Annotated in this window: 14 protein-coding genes; 7 read left to right on the top strand and 7 right to left on the bottom strand. The window is 68.2% G+C overall.

What is annotated here, in order from left to right; genetic code table 11:
* Nucleotides 1-14: 14 nt before the first annotated feature.
* Entirely contained in the window at nt 15-2,369 is a 2,355-nt protein-coding gene (locus tag AB0H61_RS09455; protein WP_357301062.1) for a protein kinase, read from the top strand.
* Here the strand turns inward: AB0H61_RS09455 and AB0H61_RS09450 are convergent.
* The 6 genes from AB0H61_RS09450 to AB0H61_RS09425 all read right to left on the bottom strand — a co-directional run bounded on the left by AB0H61_RS09450 (nt 2,366) and on the right by AB0H61_RS09425 (nt 11,024).
* Nucleotides 2,366-3,511 (bottom strand): BTAD domain-containing putative transcriptional regulator, encoded by a 1,146-nt coding sequence (locus AB0H61_RS09450; protein ID WP_357301060.1) that lies wholly within the window; start codon nt 3,509-3,511, stop codon nt 2,366-2,368. The genes AB0H61_RS09455 and AB0H61_RS09450 overlap by 4 nt on opposite strands.
* Before the next feature lie 337 nt (nt 3,512-3,848).
* A complete protein-coding gene (locus tag AB0H61_RS09445) occupies nt 3,849-6,611 on the bottom strand; it encodes a hypothetical protein (protein ID WP_357301058.1) in 2,763 nt (920 codons plus the stop codon).
* Entirely contained in the window at nt 6,608-7,738 is a 1,131-nt protein-coding gene (locus AB0H61_RS09440; RefSeq protein ID WP_357301056.1) for an AAA family ATPase, read from the bottom strand. The genes AB0H61_RS09445 and AB0H61_RS09440 overlap by 4 nt, the downstream gene beginning before the upstream one ends.
* Nucleotides 7,739-7,750: 12 nt before the next feature.
* Complete coding sequence (locus tag AB0H61_RS09435) at nt 7,751-9,160, bottom strand: VWA domain-containing protein (protein ID WP_357301055.1); 1,410 nt, start codon at nt 9,158-9,160, stop codon at nt 7,751-7,753.
* Nucleotides 9,157-10,530: a hypothetical protein gene (locus tag AB0H61_RS09430; RefSeq protein WP_357301053.1), complete on the bottom strand. Its 1,374-nt coding sequence runs from the start codon at nt 10,528-10,530 to the stop codon at nt 9,157-9,159. Before AB0H61_RS09430 ends, AB0H61_RS09435 begins: the two co-directional genes overlap by 4 nt.
* Complete coding sequence (locus AB0H61_RS09425) at nt 10,530-11,024, bottom strand: hypothetical protein (RefSeq protein ID WP_357301052.1); 495 nt, start codon at nt 11,022-11,024, stop codon at nt 10,530-10,532. The genes AB0H61_RS09430 and AB0H61_RS09425 overlap by 1 nt, the downstream gene beginning before the upstream one ends.
* Before the next feature lie 125 nt (nt 11,025-11,149).
* Here AB0H61_RS09425 and AB0H61_RS09420 point away from each other — a divergent pair, with 125 nt between their 5' ends.
* The 4 genes from AB0H61_RS09420 to AB0H61_RS09405 all read left to right on the top strand — a co-directional run bounded on the left by AB0H61_RS09420 (nt 11,150) and on the right by AB0H61_RS09405 (nt 15,090).
* Nucleotides 11,150-11,725: a hypothetical protein gene (locus tag AB0H61_RS09420; protein WP_357301051.1), complete on the top strand. Its 576-nt coding sequence runs from the start codon at nt 11,150-11,152 to the stop codon at nt 11,723-11,725.
* Nucleotides 11,726-11,777: 52 nt separating this feature from the next.
* Nucleotides 11,778-13,322 carry an NAD(P)/FAD-dependent oxidoreductase gene (locus AB0H61_RS09415; protein WP_357301049.1) on the top strand — a complete coding sequence of 515 codons (1,545 nt, stop codon included), beginning with the start codon at nt 11,778-11,780 and terminating at the stop codon, nt 13,320-13,322.
* A 160-nt stretch (nt 13,323-13,482) separates the two neighbouring features.
* Complete coding sequence (locus AB0H61_RS09410) at nt 13,483-14,283, top strand: SAM-dependent methyltransferase (protein ID WP_357301047.1); 801 nt, start codon at nt 13,483-13,485, stop codon at nt 14,281-14,283.
* Nucleotides 14,284-14,349: 66 nt separating this feature from the next.
* Entirely contained in the window at nt 14,350-15,090 is a 741-nt protein-coding gene (locus AB0H61_RS09405) for a ferritin-like domain-containing protein (RefSeq protein ID WP_357301045.1), read from the top strand.
* Between the two features lie 33 nt (nt 15,091-15,123).
* Here the strand turns inward: AB0H61_RS09405 and AB0H61_RS09400 are convergent, their stop codons facing one another.
* The gene (locus AB0H61_RS09400; protein WP_357301044.1) at nt 15,124-15,906 is read right to left on the bottom strand and encodes an IclR family transcriptional regulator; all 783 of its coding nucleotides are present in this window, start codon (nt 15,904-15,906) and stop codon (nt 15,124-15,126) included.
* Nucleotides 15,907-15,993: 87 nt separating this feature from the next.
* Here AB0H61_RS09400 and hutH point away from each other — a divergent pair, with 87 nt between their 5' ends.
* Together hutH and hutU are read left to right on the top strand one after the other, a co-directional pair.
* Nucleotides 15,994-17,541 (top strand): histidine ammonia-lyase, encoded by a 1,548-nt coding sequence (gene hutH, locus AB0H61_RS09395; RefSeq protein ID WP_357301042.1) that lies wholly within the window; start codon nt 15,994-15,996, stop codon nt 17,539-17,541.
* Between the two features lie 91 nt (nt 17,542-17,632).
* Nucleotides 17,633-19,285, top strand: coding sequence for a urocanate hydratase (gene hutU, locus AB0H61_RS09390; RefSeq protein WP_357301040.1), 1,653 nt, complete (start codon nt 17,633-17,635; stop codon nt 19,283-19,285).
* Nucleotides 19,286-19,341 lie beyond the last annotated feature (56 nt).

The raw sequence follows: 19,341 nt of genomic DNA, 5'->3' as shown, positions 1-19,341 counted from the left end.
ACGCGGAGGAGACGATGACGGCCCAGCACCCGCCGCTCGCGGCCGGGTCCCAGTTCGGTCCGTACCGATTGGATCGCCTGATCGGGCGTGGTGGCATGGGCGAGGTCTACCAGGCCTACGACACCAAACGGGACCGGGTCGTGGCGATCAAGGTGCTCCCCGGGCATCTCGCCGAGGACGAGGTCTACCGTGAGCGCTTCCGCCGCGAATCGCACTGCGCGGCCCGGCTCAAGGAACCGCACGTCATCCCGATCCACGACTACGGCGAGATCGAAGGACACCTCTTCATCGATATGCGGTTGGTCGAAGGTTCGAATCTGCGCGCGGTGCTGCGGGACGAGGCTCCGCTGGCGCCCGGCCGGGCCGTCGACCTGATCCGGCAGGTGGCCGCAGCGCTGGATGCCGCCCATGCCGACGATTTGGTGCACCGCGACGTCAAACCCGACAACATCCTGACCACGCCGGGCGGTTTCGCCTACCTCGTCGATTTCGGCATCGCGTACTCCAGCGCCGAAAGCGGCCTGACCTCCGACGGCTCGGCGGTCGGCTCGTTCCACTACATGGCGCCGGAACGGTTCACCTCGCGGGTGATCACCGGCGCCGCCGATATCTACGCGCTGACCTGCGTGCTGTACGAATGTCTCACCGGGGCGCGGCCGTTCCCGGCCGGCACCGACGGCGCGATCATGCGCGCGCACCTGGCCGAGCCGGTGCCGCGGCCGAGCCTGATCCGGCGGGAGGTGCCGATCGGGTTCGACGAGGTGATCGAGCGCGGTATGGCGAAGAATCACGCTGAGCGGTTCGCGACCGCGGGAGAGTTGGCCGCCGCGGCGGAGGCGGCGTTGTCCACTGTGGCCGCGGCCGAGGTGGACAACGCGCCGACAATGCCGTCGAAGCCGAAGAACGCACCCGACCGGACGGTTGCGGAGAGCGCCCGGCCGACCTCCGGGTCCGGCTCGCACGGGCAGCCGGAGCAAGGCGGCGGAAGTGGATTCCCGCCGCAGGCGACCGCGCATCCGGGTGTACCGCGACCCCCGGGGGCCGATGGGCCGTCGGGGCCCCGTGGGCCGGTGCCCGCCGGTACGGGTGGATCGCGACCGTCGCGGGTCGGAGCGTCGACCGGGCCTCGGACATCGGTACCCGCGGGCCTCATAGGACCGGCTGCCGGTGCGACGACCGGTCCGCCGGGGCCGCCCGGCGGCGCAGGTCCGACGCAGCCGCCGACGGGCGGAGAGCCCGGCGGGCCCGGGCCGCCCGCCGACGATTCCAGCGAGCCCCGGCCGACGCCGCCGCGGGAGGCCCCGCCGCGTGGGCGGTTCCGCCGTGCGCTGCCGGTACTGTCCTTGATTCTCGCCGGAGTCCTCACCGCCGCGGTGGTTCTCGGTACCTGGCTGGCGGTCGGCAGACCGTCCGCGGGTACGGCGGTCGCGGATGCCACCGCGCTGCGCGGCGCCGACGTCGAACTACTGGCCGCCCTCCCCGGAGCCGGTTACCGTCGCTCCACCTGCGTGCACCGCGACCCCGATTCCACCACCACCGCGATTGTGTTCTGCGACGCCAACCCGGCCGCCTCGACTCCGGACGCGCGGTTCCTCCGCTTCCGCGATCTCGGCAAATTGCAGGAGTACTACCGCACGGTGGTCCTGGATGGATTCAAGGCCACCAGCTGCCCCGGCGATCCGCCGGGGCGCGACGCACCGTCCCTGGTCGACAACAAAGAGGTGGGCCGGAAAACCTGCATTACCAATGTCATCGATAACCCGGCGGAGCCCAAACCGGGGCTGGTGCTGACCAATGAGGCGGCGCTGTCGATTGCCTACTACTTCTGGGCGGACGCCACCGAGACGCCCCTGCGCGACTACGCCGCCAAGGCGAACCTGCTCCAATTCCGTACCGGCGATCAGGCGGCGGATCCGGATTCGTTCACACCGGCGGATCGCCAGTTGCTCAGCCGGACGGGAGAATCCTTCGGCCCTGGCAACTGCAGACACGTGGAGTTGCCCGCCAGTCTGATGAACGCGGCGGTAGCCTGTGCCACGCCGATCGGGTCGCCGTCGGTGCGGTTCTATGGATTTCCGGACCGCCGGTCGGCGGACTTGACCTATCAGGGCAGCCTGACCCAATTGTCCGGCCACGCGTGCGGCGGCGGCGCGGGTTCGGATGACGTGTGGCGCACGGCGACCGGGCCGGTCGGCCGGATGTTCTGCGCGGTGGATTCGTCCGCCCCGCTCGGCCCGTCGACCTGCCTGATCGGCGTGCACGACCTGCTGGTGGGCGTGGAGGTCTGCACGCTGAGCAAAGATAATCCGGAGGACGGACCGAAAACCGAAGGGGAACTGCTCACCTGGTTCCAGAAGAACTTCGGCTAATTATTCGTCGACAGTGACGGATCGCGCGCGACCAATTCGAAGACGAACTCGTTGTTGCCGATGCGCACGACCGCGCCGTCGCTGAGCGCCATACTCTCGATGATGCGGATGCCGTCGACGTAGACCCCGTTGGAGGACAGCAGATCCTTGATCACATAGGCCAGTCCGGTGTCCACCACGACCGCGTGATGGCGGCTGACCCGTCCGTCGTCGAGCATGATGTCGTTGTCGCGCAAGCGTCCGATTCTGGTGAAACGGCCGTGCACCGGAAAGCAGTGGCCGGTGTGGTCGCGCAGCACCGCGAGCTGGTCGCCGCCGTTCACGTCGATAATCGTGGTCGCCCGGGTGGCCGATGCCGTGCCCGCCGAAGTCGCGGTCAGGGGCTCCTGACGCAGGATGCGCGCCTCCAACTCCCGCAACGGCAGTGCGGGATCGATGCCGAGTTCGTCGGCCAGCGTCGTGCGCAGGCGTCGGACCGCGTCGAGCGCGTCGGACTGCCTGCCGTCCACGTACAGGGCGGTGATGAGCTGCTGCCAGAGCGGTTCGCGCAAAGGGTGTTCGCTGATCAGATGCGATAGCTCCGAGACCACGGCAGCGGCCCGCCCCTGCGCGATATCGGCCTCCGCGCGCGCTTCGACCACGCTCATCCTGTCATCGTCGAGCACCGCCGCGTAGGCGTCGGCGAAGGCGAGACCACGCAGGTCGGCCAGGACCGGCCCGCGCCACTGGCCGAGCGCGCTGGATAACAGTTCGCCTGCCGTGCGGAAACGGCCCGCGGCCAGCGCCCGCAGGCCGGACTCCTTATCGGCCCGGAACCGGTGCACATCGCATGCGCCCTCGGCGATCGCCATCCGGTACCCCGTGCCGACCTGAGCGAGTACCGAGCGGGCGTCGATACCGGCCTCCCGCAAGGGTTTTCGGAGATTGGACACAATGGTGTGCAAGCTGACTCGCACATCCGGCGGCGGATTCTCCTCCCATACGGCGTGCGCGAGCGCGCCCACCGAGACCGGACGGTTCGCGTTGATCACCAGGTATGCCAGCACCGCCCGTTGCTTGGGCCCGCCGGTCGGCCGCGCCGCACCATCGATCGTCAGCTCCACCGGCCCGAGCAGGCCGAACTGCGCCCGTTCATCCGCCATGCCGAACTCCTCCCGACGCGGCCCGCCTGCGATCCGGCGGTCACTGCCGCCGCCCCCCGGGGTGGGACACCGTAGCCCAAGCCGGGACCGACGCACGCCACATATCTCGGCGCTTCGGAAACGATGATCACCCGCGCCGAAATAATCGTATACGCAGCGGCAACGGTGTTCGCGGCGAATGGATCGGCACGGCCGCCTTCGCCACCGGGCCGGGCCGGGAGGGTGTCATGGGCGTTTCGACGGTGCCCAGCGGACGGCCCGGTGAGTGCTGGCGTGGTCACGTTGGTGCGGTGACGCTGCCCGGCGAACCATCGGGTTCGCCGGGCAGCGCTCGCGGTCAGCGTCGTCCGCCGCCGGGCAGGATCGCCGCCAATGCGGTTGCCGAATGGGGGTAGGTGTCCAGTAACGCGGTCAGCTCACCATTCGGTCGAGGGGCCGACTCCGTCCAGCTCCCCTCGTGACCCAGCAGTGTCGCGAGCGCGTCGCAGGCCGTCGGGTGGGCGCGCAGCAGGTCGGTGGCTGGACCGCCCGCGACGACCACCGCGACCGGGGCGGCCGCCGATGCCCTCGTCCACGGCGGGACCCAGGTCTCGATGGCCGTGCGGTTGGCGGGGAAGGTACGACCCGCCTCCCTCGTGAGTGCGGGAATCAATTCCGCCGCTTGACCGCGCAACGTGGTGATCAGCTTCGGCAGCCATGGCAGCAGCACCGCGTCCGGCAGGCGGCCGAAGGCCTTGGACAGCAGCTCCACGATGAAGGGTTTCAGGGTGGGGACCGGGTCCATGGCTTGGACGAAGCCGCTCAGGTACTGCGGGAAGGCCGGGACGACAAGGGGATTGGCAAGCATCTCCTCGCAGCGGGCGCGCAACTCCGTGAGTGAGAGCAACCCCAGTTGCAGGCGGGTGGCCCAGAGCAGGGCTACCTTGGCGGGCGCCTCCGGATGTGATTGCCGGACGGCGAGTTCCAGCTGAGTGTGGTCGCAGCCGAGCGACAGCGCCAGATTCTCCATGCCGAAGAGGAAGCCGAGCATGGCCGCCACGGGGCGGACGCCGGTGTCCTCGTCGGTGAAGGCGGTGGGCAGCAGGGTGCAGTAGTGGGCGTAGCCCGCGGTCACGAACTTGCCGCACCACTCCGGCAACCCGGCATCTGTTGAGCGGAAGTAGTTGAGTAGCAGTCGAATTCGGCGCAGGACCTCGGGTGCGTCGTCGACCGAGCGTTCCGCGGCGAGTAGGTCGACGGCGCGGGCGCCGAGTTCGTCGGCCAGGCGTGTCGAGCCGAGGTAGAGCAGGGCGTCCTCGACGGCGGCCAGCGCCACCGCCGCGGTGGCGTCCTGGTCGGTGACCGCATGTCGCAGGCGCTGCTCGAGCACCTGCTCGATAGTGACGCCTTCATAGCCGAGCTGGACCAGGTCGCGCTGGTATTTGCCGATGGCGAGGTCCCAGCTCTCCTGGATGGAGCTTTCGCCGAGCGCACGCGAACCCATAATGGGCCGCACCGCCTCGACGGGCAGCAGCCTGCGCAGCATCCACAGCAGATCCGAACAGGGCCGCAGGTGCGGATCGGCCTTCAGATCGAGCAGCGAGCGCTGCACGGTCCGCTTGGTCGGGTCGAGGCCGAGCGGTGCCAATCGGTCGAGGACGTTCTGAGCCAGCGGCGGCAGCGCGGCGTAGCCGACCTGGCCGATGCGGTCACCGCCGAGCAGGATCTCGCAGAGTCTGCGCACATCGCGTCGGCCGGGGACGTGATCCTTCTCGATGCAGGTCACCGCCGCGTCCTGGAAGTCGTACGGCGTGGGCCTGGCACGATTGCGCATGCCGGCCAACAGGATCGACGTCTCGTAGACCGCGATCGCGTCGGCGGTGCTGGCCAAGTAGCCGTTGCGGCGCGCGAGACGGACGATATCGACCGACCATTCGAGCAGTTCCGCCTCGTCCAACTGGTCCAGTTGCGGCGGGCTGGACAGGAAGCCGGAGAGCTGGTCGGCGACCGGCGCCGCATCGACCGGAGCCGCGAGCGGCTTGCGCTTGGACTTGGTGCGCGCGGACTGCTGCCCCTCCAGCTTGAACGGCTGGATACGGCCGCGCCGCAAACCCTTCGCCCACGTCGCGGCGGCGATCGAGACCGAACCCTGGGCCAGGCCGAACTGGGCCTCGATGGCGGAGTGGCTGGATGGGATGAGCCCGTACTGCCACGTGGTCGCCGAGCGGGGCGTGATCTCGTACGGTGCCGCCGAGGCGATGCCGAATTGTTCGACGCGGCTGGCGGCGTGGAAGGCGCCGCACACGTACAGGCAGGTCGCCGGATCGGCGCCGGTCGCGGCCAGGTGCTCGCGCATCCGGGTCCACATGTACCGCTCGCGATCCTCGTCGTGGTCGATCCTGCCGCGGCGCAGCCGCCGGAACAGGCTGCCGATCAGCACCATGACCTGGCGGTAGGTGTCGTAGTCCGCGCCTGCCAGCGGCTGTTCGACGTACTGATCCCACCATTCCGACCAGTGCCGCACCTTGCCGTGGTGCAGCAGATGCTCCTCGAGTTCGGCGAAATGCGGTCGCAGATCCCCGATCTCGATACCGACCGCGTCGCCGTGCAGGGCCCCGTCGGCCTCCGTGGTCTCGGCGTCGTCGTGTTCCTTCGCGTCGGACCATTGGAAAACGTGGTCGGTCGACCGGTCGACCAGCACCAGTTCGACGCCGGGGGTGTTCAGCGCGTAAGCGATGGCTTGATACTCCGCGGAGGATTCGGTGATCGGGGCGACCACCGCCAGCGGCGCCCACGCCGCCGGGAACCCGTCCGGATCGCCCGCCCACGCCTGCAACGCGACGGGCAGTTTGCAGTTGCGCAGCTCGTCCACGATCGGCCGAAGATCCTCGCACAACTCCAAATAGATGACGCTGGGCTGCTTTTCCCGCAGGCGTCGTACCATCGCCAGTGCGGAGGCCGGGGAATGGTGGCAGACCGGGAAGATCTCCAGTTCCTCACGCAGTGCCCGGTCGACATCGTCGACCAGGCCCGCGAGTATATCGGCGACCGCCCCCGGCTCCGCGGCGAATTGTGTTGCCGCCGTGGTGAGCTGCTCGCGCAGCGGAGCGAAGGTGCTCACGAGAGCCTCGCGATGGCATCCCGGCCGCCCTCCAGGAACTGCGACCAGTCACCGCCCGCGCCCGTGGATGACTCGGCCTTGCTGCGCGGCTCGACCACGCCGTGCCAGAACTTGTTGAGGATCGCCAGGTCCTCCGGTGCGCGCCGGGCAAGCGAACCGACCAGCGATCCGGCCAGGGTGCCGGCGCGCAGCGTGCGATCGCCGAAGAACTGGCTGTGCAGGATGGCGTCCTCGAGCACACCGATCTGCTCGGCGGTCGACAGCGCCGACTCCAGTTTCTCGTCGTCGCTGCCCGCCGCGGCGGCCGCGGCGCGCAGGTCGGCGAAGCTCTCCAACAGGATGTCCAGCAGGGTGGGCGGCAGTTCCAATTCGATCTGGTGGCGGCGCAACAATTCCGCGGTGCGGAAGCGCACGATCTCGGCCTCGCTGCGCTTATTCGTGACCACCGGAATGCGAACGAAATTGAAGCGGCGCTTCAATGCCGAGGACAGATCGTTCACACCGCGGTCGCGGCTGTTCGCGGTGGCGATGATGGAGAACCCGGGCTGGGCGAAGACGATATTGTCGTCGTCGAGCTCCGGGATGGAGACATACTTCTCGGACAGGATCGAGATCAGCGCGTCCTGCACGTCGCTGGTGGAGCGGGTCAGCTCCTCGAAGCGGCCGATCACGCCGTGCTCCATAGCGGTCATGATGGGGGAGGGGATCATCGATTCCCTGGATTGGCCCTTGGCGATGACCATGGAGATGTTCCAGGAGTACTTGATGTGATCCTCGGTGGTGCCCGCGGTGCCCTGCACCACCAGCGTGGAGTTTCGGCTGATAGCGGCGGAGAGCAGTTCGGCCAACCAGCTCTTGCCGGTGCCCGGGTCGCCGATGAGCAGCAGGCCGCGGTCGGAGGCGAGGGTGACGATGCTGCGTTCCACGAAACTGCGTTCGCCGAACCATTTCTGGTCGATGGTCCGGTCCAAGCCGTCGGCGCGTTCGGAGCCGAGAATGAACAGCCGCACCATCTTCGGGCTCAGACGCCACGCGAAGGGCTTGGGACCGTCATCGATGGACTCCAGCCAGTCGAGCTCCTCGGCGTACTTGACTTCGGCGGGTGCGCGCAGGGCGGTATCGGTCATGGTCGGCGTCTCCTAGTCGAGGAAGTTCTTGAGTTCGTGGACGAGTTTTTGGATGCGGCCCGAAAGCACCGGGGTTCCCATGGTTTTGAACCGTTCCCGGAACCACGGGTTCACGCTCTGCTGGCCGGAGCTGTTCACCGAGCCCACCGGGATGAATTTCACTCCGTTGCGGTGCACCAATTGCATGCTCTCGAACAGTTCCTGGTGCTGCCATTCGTAGAAATCCGAGATCCACACCAGCACGGTGTTCTTCGGATCGGTGATCTTCGGCTGTGCCAGGGTCATGGCGACGCGGCCGTCGGTGCCGCCGCCCAGGTTGGTGCGCAGCAGAACCTCGAAGGGGTCGTGTACCCACGGGGTCAGATCGAGCGCGTCGGTGTCGTAGGCGATGAGATGGACATCGACCTTCGGCAGACCGGCGAAAATGGAGGCCAGGATGGTGCAGTTCACCATCGCGTCGACCATCGAGCCGGACTGGTCGACCACCACGATCATCTTCGCGGGCACCGTGCGCTTGGCGGTCTGCCGATAGAAGAGGCGATCGACGTAGAGCCGTTCGTCCTCCGGATTCCAGTTGGTGAGGTTCTTCCAAATGGTGCGGTCGACATCGAGATTGCGCAGGATCCGTTTGGGCGGCACCGAGCGGTCCAGGGTGCCCGCGCTGGCCTGCTGCACCTGGGTGCGCAGCACCTCGGCGACCTGGTCGACGAAGCGCCGGATCAGCGCCTTGGCATTGGCCAGTGCCACGCCCGACAGATTGGCCTTGTCCCGCAACAACTGTTCGATCAGCGACATGCTCGGGGTGAGCTGTCCGGCCAGTCGCGGATCGGCCAGCACCTCGCGCAATCGCATCCTGGCGACCAGATCGGCCTCCAGATCGGCGAGGACGGTACGCATTTCGGTGTTGTCCCGGTCGCCGAGCACGCCGCGCAGCCAGCCCGCGTCGCGCTGCCAGCCTGCCAGCTGGGTGGCGCTGACATTGCCGGATCCGGTGGCGAAGACATTGAGCAGCAGTTTGGAGATCAGGGCGGCGTTGCGCACCTCGCCCGCCGCGATCGACTCCGGAGCGAGTTCGGGCGCGGCCGAGCCATCGACCGTGGCCGGGCCATCGCCGTCGTGCACCGCGGTGTCGGCGGTAGAGTCGTCCTCGGCGGTTTCCGCACCGGAATCCGAGCGCCCGGCTCGGCTCGCATCGGCCTCGATCTCGACGCGCAGCGCCTCCAGATCACCGCTGAGCTCCGGAAATCGCTGCGCCACCGTATCGATCGCGATGCTCGGATCCAGCAGTGCGACGGGCAGTCCGAGCTCGTCGACGATCGCGACGCTCGACGACTCCAGCGCGGGTTGCGGCTCGCTGTCGAAGATGCGCGCCAGCAGGCGCCAGTAGAGGATCTGTCGCTGGGTTTCGTGGACAGTGCTCATTTCCGCAGCAACCGTCCCGCCCGCTCGCGCAGTACGGCAACCGAATCACCGGACTTCGCCTGTGCCTTGACCACCTTCGGATCGGTGGGGCCCAGTGCCCAGTCACCACCGTGCAACTCGACAAGCGCGCCCTTGACCGTGCGCTGGACGGCCAGCGGGCGCAGGCTCCAGCGACCCGCGTCCCAGCGCGCCAGACCGAGGCAGGCCGACGAGGCGTTCACGGCGGCGGCGGTGAGCGGGCCACAGGTGGGCAACCGATCCAGTTCGACCGTGAGCCGGTGACCATCGAGTTCCAGTGCGCCGTCCTTGATGCGGTAGCCCTCCAACAGCACCGGCTCCGCGAGATGTACCGGATCGCGATCCAATGGCGGCACCGCGGGACCGATCGCGCCCGCCAGCTGGACGCGCGCGGTGGTGAACGGGTCGGCGGGTTCGCCGAGCGCGGCACTGTCGTCGCACCAGATCAGATCACCGCTCGCCGTGAGCGGCAGGTCGGAGACGGTGAGGCTGCGGCGCTCGGCCAGCGCCTTCAGTAGCTGCGGATGGTTGCCGAGCACCTGCCAGATCGCGGGGCCGACGATGGTGTCGACCTTCGTCGCGCTGACGCTCACTCGCACCCGGCGGGTGATCCCGTCGGCGGATTCCAGGACGCCGTACACCTGCGCCTGCACTGCGGTGCCGTGTTCGTGCAGGTCGACGCCGAGAATCAGCAGGCGTCCGGAGACGGTCGCCGTCGCGAATCCGGCGCCGCGCCAGCTCAACAGCAGCGCCCGGGTCCACAGGTCGGCCCAGCGCCGGGTCGGCAGTCGGTCCAGGGTCGCGATGGGACAGGCCGCCCGCAGCTCCGAGGTGAAGCCGTCCAGCAGCACGGCCAATCTGCGCGTGACCGGTTCGGCGAGCAGCGCCTCCACTGTCTGATCCGCCGCGGCCACCAGATCGTGGTCGACACCCCGCCAGCCGGTGATCGCCAGTTCCTGGAGCCACGACCGGCACGCCACGACGAGGGGGCCCGTCTCGGCCTCCGCATCGGAGGCGTCCCATGCGGACCGGTTGCGCCCCAGGGCGGTGTCGAACTGTTCGGCCAGCGCATCGTGCACCGCACCGAGTAGCGCGGCCCGGCCGCCGGCCAACGCCGACAATTCCTCCGGTCCGATGGCTCCGGTGCTCAGCTTCGCCACCGCGTCCGCCACCGGCCCGCCCAGCGGCGAAGCGGCCACCGCCGCGGCGAGTGCGGCGAGTGCGGCGCCATCATCGTCACCGAGTCGTCCGAACCCGTTGACCAGGGCGGTATCGAAGCCCGCCACCACCTCGAGCGCCTCCGTGACGCCGGAGGGCGTATCGACCAATTGGGCCAGCTGCACACCGAGCATCAGCGTGTCACCCCCGTCGCGGGAAACCACTGCAGCTCCGGAATCGGCGTCGAGCTGCCGGGAAGTTCCAGATAGGCGAGGTGCCGCAGAAAGCGGCTGAATACGACGGCCGCGGGGGCCGGTTCGTGCGTCGCCGCCAGCGAATTCATCAGATGGCCGCCTTCGGGCACCTCCACCCGCAGATATCGGGCGACCCGGTCGAGTCCGTATTGCAATACTGCCTCATCGATCAGCGCGCCGATATGCTTGCACGGATACGATCCGCGCAGCCCGCCGCACGGCCGATTGTTATTGGTACTGCAACTCAATCCGTGGTTCTGCGCCGATATCGACGAGACATACACCCGCGCGATATCGGATCCGCTCGACACCACACCCTGCACACGTCCGTCGGCCAGTTCGACGAACGGAACCTTCGCCAGCTTGCGCGGCGCCACGATGGGCAGCATCTGCACCACCGAGGCCCGCTCCCACTCGCGCTCAGCGGAGTCCATGGTGTTCCCTCCCGTTACTCGACATGATGATCAACCTACGCGAGGGCACCGACAAGTTCAGGCGGCCGGTGTCGGCCCGGGTGATGTTGGCGTGCAGCCACTTTCGCGGATTCCGAGTTTTGTCGGTGGCGACTGCTACGCTCGGCACGGTGTTCTTGCAGTACTACTTTGCACTCGGCGAATCGGACGCAGTCGCGGTGCATCGAGTGCGCGAAACCGTACGCTTCTTCCTGGGGTGCCGGGAGGTCCGCAGCGCGGAATCGGAACACGGCTTCCTGATCGTCCCGGGGCATCCGGTGGACGGGAGGACACTGGTGGAGTTGATGGCGGAGGCGATGCGCAACGCCGATCGGGCGACGGAGGTGCCGGATCGGCATCTGATCACCCCGATGCTCGGATTCGATTTCGCGAGCGCGTGGAGTTATGCGGGAATGCCGATATGCCCGCGCTGCGGCACCGACCTGGCGGATTGGGACGAAGAAGAATGGATATACGGCGCGGAACCCTTCGAAACCTGCACGGTCTGCGAGTACACCGCGCTGGTCGGCGACTGGGATCTCACCACCGTATCCTTTGCCAAGACGAATTGCGCGGTGGCCCTGCTCGATTGGCCGAATCTGCCGGAATACGCGAGTGATATCCACGAGCGCGCGCTGCACCTGATCGGTGACCGGCCGCGGTATCTGTACGGCAAATTGTGAGTGCGGGGCGCGTCGGCGCTCACCGGAGTCATCGGCGTGCTATCGAGGACGGATGACCTCGACGCGTTCCTCCTACGATGTGGTGGTGGTCGGCGCCGGCCACAACGGACTGGTCGCCGCGGCGTACCTCGCGCGGGCAGGCCGCTCGGTACTGCTGCTGGAACGGCAGTCGCACACCGGAGGCGCGGCCGTTTCGGCGCGCCTGTTCCCCGGCGTCGACGCGCGTGTATCCCGCTATTCCTATCTGGTGAGTTTGCTGCCGCGCCGGATCGTGCGGGATCTCGGGTTGCGGTTCGAGACCAGGCGCAGGCGGATCTCTTCGTACACACCGGTGGAGGCGGGTGGACTGCTGGTCGATACCGGCTCCACCGCGCGCACAAGGGACAGCTTCGTCCGGCTCACCGGATCCGATCGGGATTTCCAGGCGTGGCAGGAGTTCTACGGGGCCACCGGCCGATTGGCGCAGCGGGTGTTCCCGACGCTGACCCAGCCGCTGCCGTCGCGGGCGGACCTGCGACGGCTGGTGGACGATCCGGCCATCTGGGACGCCATCTTCGAACGACCGCTCGGCGAAACGATCGAGTCCAGGTTCGCCGACGATACGGTCCGCGGCGTGGTACTCACCGACGCCCTGATCGGCACCTTCACCCACGCCCATGATCCCGCGCTGCGCCAGAACCGCTGCTTCCTCTACCACGTCATCGGGGGTGGCACCGGCGACTGGGACGTGCCGGTCGGCGGCATGGGCGCACTCACCGACGCGCTGGCCGATGCGGCGCGTGCGGCGGGCGCGGAGATCGTCACCGAATGTGAGGTGACCAGCATCGAGACCGACGGTGTCACCGCCGAAGTTCGCTACGCGGGTGGTGTGGTCGGCGCCGGGCATGTGCTCGTCAATGCCGCGCCCTACGAGCTCGCCCGGCTGCTGGGCGACCCCACACCGCCGAAACCCGAAGGCACGCAGATCAAAGTGAATATGGTGTTGCGCAGGCTGCCGAGATTGCGCGACGCGACCGTCGATCCGCGCGACGCCTTCGCGGGCACCTTCCACATCGCCGAGTCCTACACGCAGCTGGAGCGTGCCTATCGCGAGGCCGCGAGTGGCCGGTTGCCGTCCGCGCCGCCCTCGGAAATCTATTGCCACACATTGACCGATCCGTCGATTCTGTCCGCCGATGCGGTCGCGCGGGGCATGCATACGCTGACTTTGTTCGGATTGCATACCCCGGCCGGTCTTTTCGCCGCGGACCGGTCGGCGGCGAAGGCGGAGGCGGTGGCGTCGACACTGGCGCAATTGGATGCGGTACTCGCCGAGCCGATCGCCGAATGCCTGGCGCTGGACGCCGACGGCGCCCCCTGTCTGGAAGCGAAATCCCCACTCGATCTGGAAGCGGAGATCGGTCTGCCCGGCGGCCATATCTTCCATCGCGATCTGGCGTTTCCCTATGCCACCGAGGATGCGGATGATCCCGCCACCCGTTGGGGTGTCGGGACGGGCCACAAGACGGTGCTGCTCTGCGGCGCGGGCGCGGTGCGGGGTGGCGGGGTGAGCGGTATCCCCGGCCACAATGCCGCCATGGCCGTCCTGGAATCCTGACTCGGGCGGCGCGAGCACGGCCGAGCAATAGCGTCGATCACGCCGAAGACATTGCGGTACAGCACCACTGTCGGCAGCCATCGGGGAGTCGCCGATCCCGCGCCGCGATCGGCAGTACAGTCACCGCGAATGCCGATGTCCGTATGTTCAGGAGCTCGCCATGCCAGTCCAGCGCAACCGGCCGATACGCACCGATATCCCGCACTCCGCGCGGATCTGGAACTATTGGCTCGGCGGCCGGGACTACTACGAGGTGGATCGGATTGCGGGCGAGGCGGGCGTCGCGGGCTACCCGGAGATCAAGGTGATGGCGGTCCAATCCCGGCAGTTCCTCATCCGGGCCGTGCGCTATCTGGCCGCCGAGGCGGGCATCCGCCAATTCCTCGATATCGGCACCGGCCTGCCGACGATGCAGAACACCCACGAAGTGGCCCAGTGGGAGGCGCCGGAGTCGAAGATCGTGTACGTCGACAACGATCCACTGGTGCTGGCGCATGCGCGCGCCCTGCTGGTCAACACCACCGACGAGGGTGTAACCACCTATCTCGAAGCGGATTTCAACGAGCCGGAGCTGATCGTCGCCGACGCCAGGCATGTGCTGAACTTCAGTCGGCCGATCGCGGTGATGTTCATCGGCGTACTCGGACACGCCCGCAGCTATGCCGACGTTCGGCGCATTGTCGACACCATAATGGACGCGCTTGCCCCCGGCAGTTACCTCGCCTATTACGACGGAAGCACCGACGACCCCGGTTACGTCCGGCTCTGCGCGAACTACACCAAAACCGGTGGTGTTCCCTACATCCCGCGCAGTTCGGACGAAATCCGCGGCGTTTTCGACGGTTTGGAAATGGTGCCGCCCGGCGTGGTACCGATCAACCATTGGCGGGTCGACGAGGCAGCGGCGAACACCCGACCGGCCTCCGCATGGGGCGGCGTCGGCCGCAAACCGGTCGTGTGAAGGTCTCCACGAGATCTCCACGATCGACCCCCATGATCCGCACATGTGGTTCCTAGCGTGGCGGCCATGGAGAGTGTGCAGCTCGGTAAGGATGCGACGGACGGGTTCGGGCGGTGGACCCGTGAATTCGAAGCGAAGACGACCGCCCGGACCACCGCGGGCGATCCCGAGTGGGGTGCGGGTGCGCGGCTCGATCCGGCGGTGGTGCGCAGTGTGCAGCGCTTTCAGGTCGGGGAGAGCGGCGATGGCGCGAATCTGATCGCGAAGGCGGAGCGGGCGGGGGATCCCGAGTATGCCGCCGCGGTGCGGTTGTTCGTGGCGGAAGAGCGCAACCACGCCCGGCTCCTGGAACTGCTGCTGCGGGCCGCCGGTGCGCCGACCATCGCGAGTCACTGGACCGACGCCATCTTCGTCCGGCTGCGTCGCGCACTCGGCCTGCGGATGGAACTGATGGTGCTGATGATCGCGGAAGTCGTTGCGTTGCAGTACTACCGGTTGCTACGGGAGGGGACATCCGATCCGCTGACCACTCAGGTCGCGGGGCTGATCCTGAACGACGAGAAGCGTCATGTGCCGTTCCACTGCCAGCGTTTGCGTATGGCGTTCGGAAGCAGCTCGCGGGGTGTGCGCTGGGGTGCGCTGGTTACCTGGTGGGTCCTGTTGATCGGGGCATCCGTGGTGGTTGCGGTTGATCACGGTCCCGCGCTGGGCCGGTTCGGCTGCCGCCGTAGTGATTTCGTGCGGGCGACGGTTTCGCTCTTCGCCGCGATCGCGCCGACGGTCATACCTTCGGGTTCGCGCCGCTGATCGGGCGGATTCGGCGGTGTCGTGTCGCCGGGTTCAGTCTGTACGTCCGCCGATTCGGTGGGTGAGCTCGGCCGCGGTGCGGCACACTTCGGCGGCCAGTTCCGTCCAGTCGGCCGTGCACGGGGTCTGCTCGCAGTGGTGGCGCGTCGTGACGCTGATGGCGGCGATCGGGTGGTGAGCGTGATCGAAGACGGGGTGGGCCACCGAGGCGTAGCCGGGTGTCACGTGGCCGTCTTCGCAGGCCCAGCCGCGGCGGCGCTCCACGGCCAGCAGAGCGCGGAGTTCGGCGAGCGAGCCGGGGCCGCGCTCGGTGCGGCGGATGAAGGCCGCCGAGGTCGGGAACAGCGCGCGGATATGAGCCGCGGGCAGATAGGCGAGGATGGCCCGGCCGGAGGCGGTGAGGTGTGCGGGCAGTCGTACCCCGACGTCGGTGACCAGGGTCTGCGGGCGGGCCGGGCGTTCTTTGATCAGGTAGAGCAGTTCGTTGCCGTGCAGTACGCCGAGATGCGCGTTGTGGCCGACGCGTTCCACCAGTTCCCGCAGCAGCGGTCCGGCCAGGCGCTCCAGCGGGTCGTGGCGCAGGTAGGCGGAGCCGAGCTCGAAGGCGGCGATGCCGAGCCCGTAGCGCCGTTCGGCGGGCAGGTGGGTGACGAAACGGGCCTGTTCGAGCTCCGCGAGCAGGTGGTAGGTGGTGGAGCGGGGCAGACCCAGTTCCCGGGAGATGGTGGCGGCCGACATCGGTCCGGCTCGGCCCGCGAGCAGGTGCAGGACGGCGAGCCCGCGGCGTAGCGCGGGAATATCGCTGCTGCGACCCACGGGATCTCCTCGGTGTGTCTGGGATATCAGACCGATTCCGGTGTTGCCTCATTCTGCACCGGCCGCCGCGGATGTGGAATGGACCGTATGCCGGATACTGCGTATATGCCGACGGTGGAGTTGGACGGGCCGCTGACCAGGGAGCGGGTCGTCGCCGTAGCGCGCGGGGGCGCGCCGGTCCGGCTGAGCGCGGCCGCCGAGAAACGCCTGGCCGCGGCCCGGCGCCACGTCGACGCGCTGGCGGCGGGCACGGTGCCGACCTACGGTGTCTCCACCGGCTTCGGTGCGCTGGCTATTCGCCCTATTCCGCCGGACCGCCGGGTGGCGCTGCAACGCTCGCTGATCCGCTCGCATGCCGCGGGTGCGGGGGCCGCCATGGAGCGGGAGGTGGTGCGGGCGTTGATGGTGCTGCGGTTGCGCACCCTGGCCTCCGGTCACACCGGGGTGCGCCCGGTGACCGCGCACACCCTCGCCGCGCTGATCAACGCGGACATCACGCCGATCGTGCACGAGTTCGGGTCGCTGGGCTGTTCCGGTGATCTGGCGCCGCTGGCCGCCGTGGCGCTCGCGCTGATGGGCGAGGGACAGGTCACCGACGCGTCGGGCGCGGTCGTTTCGGCCGGAACGGCTCTGCGGGCCAAGGGAATCGAACCGGTCGTGCTCGCCGAGAAGGAGGGTCTGGCGCTGACCAACGGCACCGACGGCATGCTCGGCATGCTGGTGCTCGCACTCGAGGACCTGCACCGGCTGCTCGATATCGCCGATGTGACCGCGGCGATGAGCGTGGAGGCATTACTCGGCACCGACCGGGTTTTCGCCGACGACCTGCAGGCGCTTCGACCGCATCCGGGCCAGGCACGCTCGGCCGCGCGGATCGCGGCGCTGCTGGCCGGATCCGAGATCGTCGCCAGCCATCGGGGACCCGACTGCAATCGAGTGCAGGATGCCTACTCGCTGCGGTGCGCACCCCAGGTGCACGGCGCCGCCCGCGATACCGTGGCGCACGCTGAGACCGTCGCCGATCGCGAATTGGCCTCCGACATCGACAATCCGGTGGTGCTGGATGACGGCAGATTGGAATCCAACGGCAACTTCCACGGCGCGCCGGTGGCCTATGTACTCGACTTCCTCGCCATTCCGGTCGCCGACGTCGCGAGCATGGCTGAACGGCGCACCGACAGAATGCTGGATGTGGCCCGCTCACACGGTCTTCCGGCGTTCCTTGCCGACGATCCCGGGGTCGACTCCGGACATATGATCGCCCAGTACACCCAGGCGGCCATTGTCAGCGAGCTGAAACGCCTGGCGGTGCCCGCCTCGGTGGATTCGATTCCGAGCAGCGCGATGCAGGAGGACCATGTGTCGATGGGCTGGTCGGCGGCGCGCAAACTGCGCACCGCGGTGGACGGTCTGACGAGGGTGCTGGCCATCGAGTACTTGACCGCCGCGCGCGCACTGGACTTGCGCGCTCCGCTGCGTCCCGGCCCCGCGACGGCCGCGGCGGTCGCACTGTTGCGCACCATGGTCGACGGCCCCGGCCCGGATCGTCACCTCGCCCCCGAGATCGCCGCCGCGGAGTCGTTGATCCGCAGCGGCGCGCTGTCGCACACCGTCGCACCGTATCTCGACGACTGACCACATCCCCGGAACGGAGGTCTCCCGTGCCACCAACGATCCTCCTCAGCATCCCGACAGTCGTTCGGGCAGGTAATTCGGCGGTGTCGGGATGAGCCGGATGGTGCGGGCGGCCCGGGGAACACGGCTTACGGCACGGAATTGGCAGACCGAGGCCGCGTTGCGGATGCTGCACAACAATGTGGATCCCGAGGTGGCCGAGCGGCCGCAGGAGCTGGTGGTCTACGGCGGCACCGGGAAGGCGGCGCGGAATTGGGCGAGCTTCGATGCGATCACGCGGACGCTGACCACGCTGGCGGCCGATGAGACCTTGCTGGTGCAGTCCGGGAAGCCGGTGGGGGTATTCCGGACACACGAGTGGGCGCCGCGGGTGCTCATCGCCAATTCGAATCTGGTGGGGGATTGGGCGAATTGGCCGGAGTTCCGCAGGCTGGAGGCGCTCGGGCTGACCATGTACGGCCAGATGACGGCGGGCTCGTGGATCTACATCGGCACGCAGGGCATTCTGCAAGGCACCTACGAGACCTTCGCGGCCATCGCGGCGAAACGTTTCGGAGGCACGCTGGCGGGCACGCTCACCGTGACGGCGGGGTTGGGCGGTATGGGCGGCGCGCAGCCACTGGCCGTCACCATGAACGGCGGTGTGGCGCTGGTCGTCGAATGCGATCCGGCCCGTGCGCAACGCCGGGTGCGCGACGGCTACCTGGACGCGATCGCCACCGACCTCGAGGATGCGATGCACAGGGTCGGCGCGGCGCGGCAGCGGCGTGCGGCCTTATCGGTCGGCCTCATCGGCAATGCGGCCGAGGCGCTGCCGCGATTGTTGGCGGCGGGACTGGAGGCCGATATCGTCACCGACCAGACCTCCGCCCACGACCCGCTGTCCTATCTGCCGCGCGGGGTCGCCGTCGAGGACTGGACCGACTATGCCGCGCGGAAGCCGGACGAATTCACCGATCGCGCCAGGGAATCCATGGCCGATCACGTCGACGCGATGCTGGGCTTCCTCGACCGTGGTGCCGAGGTATTCGATTACGGCAACTCGCTGCGCGGCGAAGCCCAACTGGGCGGTTGCGCACGGGCATTCGACTATCCGGGATTCGTCCCCGCCTATATTCGCCCGCTGTTCTGCGAGGGCAGGGGTCCGTTCCGCTGGGCTGCGCTCTCCGGAGACCCTGCCGATATCGCCGCCACCGACCGCGCGATCCTGGAGTTGTTCCCCGGCAATGAATCCTTGGCGCGTTGGATAAGGCTGGCCGGTGAACGCGTTGCCTTCCAAGGACTCCCGGCGCGCATCTGCTGGCTCGGCTATGGCGAACGCGATCGGGCGGGTTTGCGCTTCAACGAGATGGTGGCGAGCGGGGAGCTGCGGGCGCCGGTGGTGATCGGTCGCGACCACCTGGACGCGGGCAGTGTCGCCTCGCCGTATCGCGAAACCGAGGCGATGGCCGACGGTTCCGACGCCATCGCCGACTGGCCGCTGCTCAACGCGCTGGTCAATACCGCTTCCGGCGCCAGTTGGGTCTCCATCCACCACGGCGGCGGCGTCGGTATGGGCCGATCCATTCACGCGGGCCAGGTGTGCGTCGCCGATGGCACTTCGCTGGCCGGGCAGAAAATCGAGCGGGTGCTCACCAATGATCCGGGGATGGGCGTCATCCGGCACGTGGACGCGGGCTACGACCGCGCCGTCGCGATCGCGACGGAGCGCGGCCTCCGAATTCCCATGCGAGACAACCAATAGCTACCGGTCGACAGCGGGCCGGAGTGCATCCGGTTCGCCGATCCTCGGCTGACCCG

Source organism: Nocardia sp. NPDC050710 (assembly GCF_040654375.1).
Taxonomy (GTDB): domain Bacteria; phylum Actinomycetota; class Actinomycetes; order Mycobacteriales; family Mycobacteriaceae; genus Nocardia.
The sequence above is the reverse complement of the archived record's forward strand: the minus strand, read 5'-3'. Positions and strand labels throughout refer to the sequence as shown.